General features: G+C 62.4%; 8 protein-coding genes and 1 pseudogene. 3 read left to right on the forward strand and 6 right to left on the reverse strand.

The features are described 5' to 3' along the window. Window positions 1-228 precede the first annotated feature (228 nt). Both EOA49_RS29055 and EOA49_RS29060 read left to right on the forward strand, forming a co-directional pair. Window positions 229-654 (forward strand): Hsp20 family protein, encoded by a 426-nt coding sequence (locus EOA49_RS29055; protein ID WP_067004038.1) that lies wholly within the window; start codon window positions 229-231, stop codon window positions 652-654. Window positions 655-718: 64 nt separating this feature from the next. After that, complete coding sequence (locus EOA49_RS29060; RefSeq protein WP_067318876.1) at window positions 719-976, forward strand: DUF1150 family protein; 258 nt, start codon at window positions 719-721, stop codon at window positions 974-976. 118 nt (window positions 977-1,094) lie between these two features. On the opposite strand, the gene ptsN is transcribed toward EOA49_RS29060, so the two are convergent. The 6 genes from ptsN to lptC all read right to left on the reverse strand — a co-directional run bounded on the left by ptsN (window position 1,095) and on the right by lptC (window position 6,372). Then, a complete protein-coding gene (gene ptsN / locus EOA49_RS29065; protein ID WP_067004043.1) occupies window positions 1,095-1,559 on the reverse strand; it encodes a PTS IIA-like nitrogen regulatory protein PtsN in 465 nt (154 codons plus the stop codon). 60 nt (window positions 1,560-1,619) lie between these two features. Next, entirely contained in the window at window positions 1,620-2,204 is a 585-nt protein-coding gene (gene raiA / locus EOA49_RS29070; protein ID WP_067004045.1) for a ribosome-associated translation inhibitor RaiA, read from the reverse strand. 313 nt (window positions 2,205-2,517) lie between these two features. Further along, window positions 2,518-4,047: an RNA polymerase factor sigma-54 gene (gene rpoN / locus EOA49_RS29075; RefSeq protein WP_067318878.1), complete on the reverse strand. Its 1,530-nt coding sequence runs from the start codon at window positions 4,045-4,047 to the stop codon at window positions 2,518-2,520. Window positions 4,048-4,236: 189 nt separating this feature from the next. Continuing rightward, window positions 4,237-5,055: an LPS export ABC transporter ATP-binding protein gene (gene lptB / locus EOA49_RS29080; RefSeq protein ID WP_067318880.1), complete on the reverse strand. Its 819-nt coding sequence runs from the start codon at window positions 5,053-5,055 to the stop codon at window positions 4,237-4,239. Then, window positions 5,055-5,672 (reverse strand): LptA/OstA family protein, encoded by a 618-nt coding sequence (locus EOA49_RS29085; RefSeq protein WP_067318882.1) that lies wholly within the window; start codon window positions 5,670-5,672, stop codon window positions 5,055-5,057. Before EOA49_RS29085 ends, lptB begins: the two co-directional genes overlap by 1 nt. After that, on the reverse strand, window positions 5,659-6,372 hold the full coding sequence (gene lptC, locus EOA49_RS29090) for an LPS export ABC transporter periplasmic protein LptC (protein ID WP_067004053.1): 714 nt from the start codon (window positions 6,370-6,372) through the stop codon (window positions 5,659-5,661). Before lptC ends, EOA49_RS29085 begins: the two co-directional genes overlap by 14 nt. 306 nt (window positions 6,373-6,678) lie before the next feature. On the opposite strand from lptC, the pseudogene EOA49_RS29095 reads away from it, so the two are divergent. Further along, window positions 6,679-6,890: pseudogene (locus tag EOA49_RS29095) on the forward strand (signal peptide peptidase SppA); the annotation flags it as partial.

Consider the following 6,890-nt stretch of genomic DNA (forward strand, 5'->3'; position numbering starts at 1 on the left):
GCTCGACGCTGCCGAGCGCCAGCAAGATGGCGACGGCATCGTCCTGGCCGGGATCCGTGTCGATAATGATCTTTCGTGACTGGGGCATTTCAATTCCTTTGGGGAGTCTTTTTGGGCGGGGTTTTGACGGCTTGAACTTGATCGCGCGGCGGACCATATCAAGACCATCGGGAAAAATGCCATCCGGGTTTTTCCGGTTTGTGTCGCTCTTAAGAGGACAGTGTAACAATGAGTCGAATGACGCCCTTCTCCAGCCCGCTTCTTCTGGGCTTCGACGCCATGGAAAAGACGCTCGAACGTCTGGCGAAGTCGGGCGACAGCTACCCTCCGTATAACATCGAGCGTCTGGGCGCCTCGGACGGCAAGGCGGAAAGGCTGCGCATCACGCTTGCCGTGGCGGGTTTCGCAGAGAACGACCTCGATGTCACCACCGAGGAAAACCAGCTGATCGTGCGCGGCCGTCAGACCGACGACACCGAGCGCGAGTTCCTCCACCGCGGCATCGCCGCACGCCAGTTCCAGCGCTGCTTCGTGCTGGCCGACGGCATGCGGGTGGTCGGCGCGGAATTGAAGAACGGCCTTTTGTCGATCGATCTCGACCGTCCGGAGGCCGAGCGGCTGGTACGGAAAATAAACATATCGGTGAAAGACTGATCTTTGCCGATGGCTCTAATGCGGGACGGCCGGAAGTGGCGTCCTTGCGCCAAGGAGGCTTGTAATGACCAGAATTGACGAAACCCTGACCATGACCAGCGGCGAATTCGCCCATCTCGGCGAAGGTTCGGTCGCATATCTGAGGAAAATATCGAGCGACGATTTGCGCGGCCGCTTCCCCGGCCTCGGCGAAATCGCGCCCGGGCTGGAACTGTGGGCGCTGTTTGCCGCCAACGGTCAGCCGATCCTGCTTTCCGATGCCCGTGACCGGGCCCTGGCGGGTGCGCTGGAGAACGACCTGACCACGGTCGCCATCCATTGACCCCAATCACTATTTGAATTTGGGGTCGTTGCCTGAATTGGAAAGGGCCGCTCCCGGCGGCCCCTCAAGGTTTTATCCCAAAAACCGGGTTTATCCAAAGACCAGCTTCACCCAAACTTCAGGCCGCGTGCGAGGCTTGAGTGTCCGACAGCAGCGCGTGGATCGCCACTGCGTCGCGCGTCCCCCTGATCTTGGCCACCGTATCGCCATCGCGCAGCACGCGCGCGATACGCGACAGCGCCTTAAGATGGTCGGCGCCGGCGCCTTCGGGCGCAAGCAGCAGAAACACCAGGTCGACCGGCTGGTCGTCGAGCGCCTCGAAATCGACCGGCGCCTCCAGCCGGGCGAACACGCCTGCGATCCGCTTGACCCCTGCGAGCTTGCCATGCGGAATGGCGATGCCGTTGCCGACGCCGGTGGAGCCCAGCCGCTCACGCTGCAGGATAGTGTCGAACACTTCCCGCTCCGGAATGCCTGAAATCGCCGCCGCCCTCTCCGACAGCAATTGCAGAAGCTGTTTTTTGGAATTCGCCTTCAACGCCGGCATGATAGCCGGGACGCTGATGAGATCGCTGAGATCCATGCCTGAAAAATCCCTTGCTCGCCTACCGCGCCGGTCGTCCCCCTCGCGCGGCCGGCTTTCTTATCCCTGCGCGACTTTGGTGGTCGACGGATCGATCCAGCCGATGTTTCCATCCGGCCGGCGGTAGACGATATTGACGTGGTCGTTTCCGGCGTTGCGGAAGACGAAAACCGGGCTGTCCTTGGTATCGAGTTCGATGACGGCAGACGCCACCGACATGGTGCGAAGCGTCACGGTCGATTCGGCGACGATGGCCGGAGCGAAGTTCTCCGGGATTTCCTCTTCGTCGTCGGCGAGCGGCTCCATCACGGCGTAGGCGATGTCGGTGGATTCGCCGTTGCCGTTGCTGGAATTGTGCGACTTCAGCCGGCGCTTGTAGCGCCTGAGCCGCGTTTCGAGGCGATCGGCGGCCGCCTCGAAGGCAAGCGTGGGATCCTGGGCGTCCCCGGTCGCCTGCAGCGAGGCGCCGGAATCGAGGCGGATCATGCAATCGGCCGAGAAGCGCGACCCTGCTTTGATGACCGTTACATGTCCTGAAAAACCCCGATCGAAATATTTTTCAATCGCTTCGTTGACACGATCGTTGATGCGCGTACGGAACGCATCGCCGATGTCCATGTGTTTTCCCGAAATGCGCAGATTCATCTGAAAACTGACCTTCCCTGCTCAGGCTTCAAACTGTCCCAAGTTTATACCCGTGGTGCGCGCGCACAAGCTTTGCGGCGGCACGCGCGCCGATTTTAGACCCGAACTTTCCGGTTGATCACAAGTCGCCTTCTGGCCGTCCGAGGCCTTCGCTTTGACGGAGCCATTCGCGAGGCGGGCATCACGGCCCGGCTCATGCGGGCGGGCTTCTAGACACTTCATTGCAGCTTGTCAATGAAACACGAAAACTGTGAAAAATCGCCATTCCTCAGCTCGGACCAAACTAGGTCAGGCCCGATGAATATCAACTGCCCTATCGCCCGGCGTTGGCCAGCGCCCGCTTCTCCCGGCGCCGCTGCACCGATGAAGGAATGTTCATGCCTTCCCGGTATTTGGCGACCGTGCGGCGGGCGATGTCGACGCCGCTTTCCCGCAGCATGTCGACGATAGCGTCGTCGGAAAGCACGTCGGCGGGCTTTTCCTCGTCGATCAGCTGCTTGATGCGGTCACGCACGGCTTCCGACGAATGCGCTTCGCCGCCTTCCGCCGAGGCGATCGAAGCGGTGAAGAAATAGCGCAGCTCGAACACGCCGCGAGGCGTCAGCATGTATTTGTTGGCAGTGACGCGGCTCACCGTCGATTCATGCATGCCGATCGCGTCGGCCACCGTGCGCAGGTTGAGCGGCTTGAGATGCCGCACGCCATGGACGAGGAACGCGTCCTGCTGGCGCACGATTTCCGAAGCCACTTTCAGGATCGTCTTCGCCCGCTGGTCGAGGCTGCGCGTCAGCCAGTTGGCGTTCTGCAGGCATTCGGCCAGAAACTCCTTTTCCGCCTGGTCCTTGGCATGGCCGGAAACCCGGGCGAAATAGACATGATCGACCAAAACTCGCGGCAGCGTGTCGGCGTTGAGCTCCACCGCCCAGCTGCCGTCGGCAGCGGCCCGCACCTCGACGTCGGCAACGATGGCGTCGCTCGCGCCGCCCGAAAACGCGGTGCCGGGACGCGGATCGAGCGCCCGGATCTCGGCCAGCATGTCGAGAAGGTCTTCCTCGTCGACGCCGCAGATGCGTTTCAGCGTCTGGAAATCCCGCCGCGCCAGGAGTTCGAGATTAGCCACCAGGGCCTTCATCGCCGGATCGAGCCGGTCGCGTGCGGCAAGCTGCAGCGACAGGCATTCGGCGAGGTCGCGGGCAAACAGGCCGGCCGGCTCGAAGGTCTGGCAGACCGCGAGCGCTCGCGCGACCGCTCCCATGTCCGCCCCCAGCCGCGCGGCAATCTCTTCCAGATCGGCGCGCAGATAGCCCGCTTCGTCGAGGCTGTCGGCAAGCTCGCCGGCAATCAGGCGCTCGGCGGGTTTGGAGAAGGCAAGCGCGATCTGTTCGCCGACATGCTCGCGCAGCGTCACGATGGTCGCGGCCATCTCGCCGACGTCGAAGCCTTCCGACGAAGCGCCGCCGGCGCTGCCCGCGGATGCCGACTTCCATTGGGCGGTGAGATCAGGTCCGAGCTTTTCGCTCGTGCCGGGATCGTCGGGAAACAGGTTCTCCAGCGAAGAGTCGAGCTTTTCCGAGATCGCCTCGGCGCTCCATTCCGTCTCGCTTTCGAACCAGTCGTCCCCGGCGGCGGGTTCTGAAGCGGTCTCGCTCTTCTGCGGCTGGTCGCCGCCCGCATCGTCCTGCGGCTCGGCCCGCTCCAAGAGCGGATTGCGCTCGATTTCCTCGTCGATGAAGCGCTCGAGCTCGACATGGGTGAGCTGCAGCAGCCGGATCGACTGCATCAGCTGGGGCGTCATCACCAGCGACTGGGACTGTCTGAGCTGCAGTTTGGCCGCCAGCGCCATGGTTGGATTCAAACGCCTCGTCTACGCATCGAGCTGCCGTTTTTCGGTCGGGCATAGAAACTGGCCCGGCTTTTGCTTGTCAAGGCAAACGCTAGCAGAGACGGCTTACCGGAGCGTTATTCGCGGGCAGAGCAGGCGTAAAGCCGGAAAATTCAGCGAGAAATTGCCGCGGAACCTGAATTTTCGCGTTTAGAGCGTAAAACCCTCGCCGAGATAGAGCCGCCGCACATCGGCGTTGGCGACGATCTCGTCGGCGCGGCCATGCGTCAGCACCTGGCCGGCATGGATGATATAGGCGCGGTCGATCAGGCCGAGCGTCTCGCGCACATTGTGGTCGGTGATCAGCACGCCGATGCCGCGCGCGGTCAGATGGCGGACGAGCTGCTGGATGTCGGCGACCGCGATCGGATCGATACCGGCGAAGGGCTCGTCGAGCAGCATATAGGCCGGCCGTGTGGCCAGCGCCCGCGCGATCTCGAGGCGGCGTCTTTCGCCGCCGGACAGCGACATCGACGGCGCCTTGCGCAGATGGCTGATGTGGAATTCCTCGAGCAGCTCGTCGAGCGTGCGCTCGCGTTCCTTGCGGCTCTTTTCCACCACTTCCAGAACGGCGCGAATGTTCTGCTCGACGTTGAGGCCCCGGAAGATCGACGCTTCCTGCGGCAGATAGCCGATGCCGAGGCGGGCGCGCCGGTACATCGGCATCGAGGTGACGTCGAAGCCGTCGATCTCGATCGTGCCTTCGTCCACCGGCACGAGACCGGTGACCATGTAGAAACAGGTGGTCTTGCCGGCGCCGTTGGGCCCAAGCAGTCCGACGGCCTCGCCGGCCCGCACGCCGAGCGTCACGCCGCTCACCACCTTGCGGCCCTTATAGCTCTTGGTCAGGCCCTTGGCGATCAGGGTGCCCTTGAACTTTGCCTTGTCGGCGCCGATCGTCGCCGGCGCAGACGCTTTTGCGGCCGTCCGCCCCGGGAGGCGGGCCAGCAGCGACGATACGCCGACCATTAGTTGCTCGACGCTCCCTGCTGGGCCGTGCCCTTTTGGGGCGAGCCCTGCTTCTGCGGCGTAATCGACATAATGACCCGACCGCCGGTGCCGCAGCCGTCGACATTGGCAAGGCCGCTTTTCATCTGAACGGTGAGCTTGCAGCCCTTGAGCACGTTGTCGCCCTGCGAGAGCACGACTTCGCTGCCGGAAAGAACGAGCACCTGGGTCTTCATGTCGAACGTGCCCTTGTCGCCGGTGGCGATCTGGTCGTTCGATTTAATATAGACTTTGTTCTCGACCACGAGGTGGTCGATATTGGCTGCCCCGGTCATCGCCGATGCGCCCGCCGCCGCGCCCTTGGGAGCGTTTGGATCCTTGACGTAATAGACCGTCATCTTGCCGGCCTTGAGCAGCGTCGGCCCCTGATTGACGGTGACGTTGCCGCTGAAGATAGCCGCGCTGTCGGCCTGGCGGACCTCGAGCTTGTCGCTTTCGATCTGGATCGGCTGGTCGCCTGACAATTTCAGGCCGGACATCTGGCTGGTGCCGCCGGATTGGGCAAGCGCCGGCGCCGCCCCGAGCAACATGAAGAGAGAGGCCGCCGCTGCAAGCCTTGCCGAACTACTGCGACGCATTCTGCTCTCCGCCCTTTGCCTCTGCCGCCTTCAGACTTGCCGCGTCGATGTTGACGCGCACCCGGTTCTCGAAGACCACGACCTTGCCGTTTTCTTCCACCGACATCGAGTCGGCGGTGATGCGCGATCCGCCGCGGCTGACATCGACCGGATTGTCGGTCTTCATAGAGCCTTTGCCCATGTCTAGGAAGACCGATTTGAACTTGGCTTCCATGCCGTCGCTCGTCGTCACCAGGACATCGCTTGTGAGGTCCATCGTGTTGGCGTCGCGGTCGTAGATGCCATGCGCGGCGTTGACCGCCACCACATTGTCGCTCGCGACGGGCAGCTTGGCATTGATGCCTTCGAGGTCGATGATACCCTGCTTGCCGACATCCTGTGTCGCCCTGGTCGCCGTCAGCGAATAAGGCAGTTTCTGCTTGGTGAAGCCGTTGAGCTTGGGGTTGGCCATCACCAGCTTGCCGTCCGAAAAGGCCGTGCCGTCGGCCTGCACCGAGATCGACACCGGCGCGGCGAGATAAGAATAGACCGGAAAGGCGATCGCAATTGCCGCCGCCAGCAGCGGCACGGCGAATTTCAACACGCGCACGCGGCGCGAATGCCGCTGCGCACGATCGAACGCATCGCCGCGCGTGCCGCTTTCGCCAGCGGCAGCCGATACCGTTTCGGCATCGCTCGTTTCGTCAGATCGCGCCAACATGACTGTTTTCTAATGAGCCCTTGCCCCGCCAAACACCGCCTATAGGTGGTATGCCGGTCCCCGCAAGCAAGCACAAGCGGAGGAAAACTGCAAAAATGTGACGGCTACTACCGTACGACTAGGACGAATCCGGCTGCACTGCCAGCTCTTCATAGCAGATAGGAACGGGCTGCGTTAATTTTTCGTGAGGTCGTCGTGACCGCCGCGTTGCGCCAAGACCTGTTAGGGCCAGGGCGTCAGGAAACGGTAGCCCCGCGCGGATGGTTGATTTAAAAGCGTCCTTTCCCACCGAATGTGAGGCTGACCATGGCAATGAGAGCCGACGACCTGATCGACCGCCGCCGCTTGCGCCGCAAGCTGACGTTCTGGCGCGTGACCGCGTTTGTGATTGTGGCGGCAGCGCTGATCGCGTTTTCGGCATGGATCTATGGTGACGATTTCACCGGTCAGGCGATCGACCACATCGCGAAGGTCAAGATTGAAGGCACGATCACCGAGGACGAGGAGCTGATCAAAAG

The sequence above is a fragment of the Mesorhizobium sp. M1A.F.Ca.IN.020.04.1.1 genome (assembly GCF_003997315.1).
GTDB lineage: Bacteria > Pseudomonadota > Alphaproteobacteria > Rhizobiales > Rhizobiaceae > Mesorhizobium.

Excerpts from the sequence above, each read along its gene's own strand:
- EOA49_RS29055 (WP_067004038.1), top strand. The coding sequence starts at position 229 with ATGAGTCGAATGACGCCCTTCTCCAGCCCGCTTCTTCTGGGCTTCGAC.
- EOA49_RS29060 (WP_067318876.1), top strand. The coding sequence starts at position 719 with ATGACCAGAATTGACGAAACCCTGACCATGACCAGCGGCGAATTCGCC.
- ptsN (WP_067004043.1), bottom strand. The coding sequence starts at position 1,559 with ATGGATCTCAGCGATCTCATCAGCGTCCCGGCTATCATGCCGGCGTTG.
- raiA (WP_067004045.1), bottom strand. The coding sequence starts at position 2,204 with ATGAATCTGCGCATTTCGGGAAAACACATGGACATCGGCGATGCGTTC.
- rpoN (WP_067318878.1), bottom strand. The coding sequence starts at position 4,047 with ATGGCGCTGGCGGCCAAACTGCAGCTCAGACAGTCCCAGTCGCTGGTG.
- lptB (WP_067318880.1), bottom strand. The coding sequence starts at position 5,055 with ATGGTCGGCGTATCGTCGCTGCTGGCCCGCCTCCCGGGGCGGACGGCC.
- EOA49_RS29085 (WP_067318882.1), bottom strand. The coding sequence starts at position 5,672 with ATGCGTCGCAGTAGTTCGGCAAGGCTTGCAGCGGCGGCCTCTCTCTTC.
- lptC (WP_067004053.1), bottom strand. The coding sequence starts at position 6,372 with ATGTTGGCGCGATCTGACGAAACGAGCGATGCCGAAACGGTATCGGCT.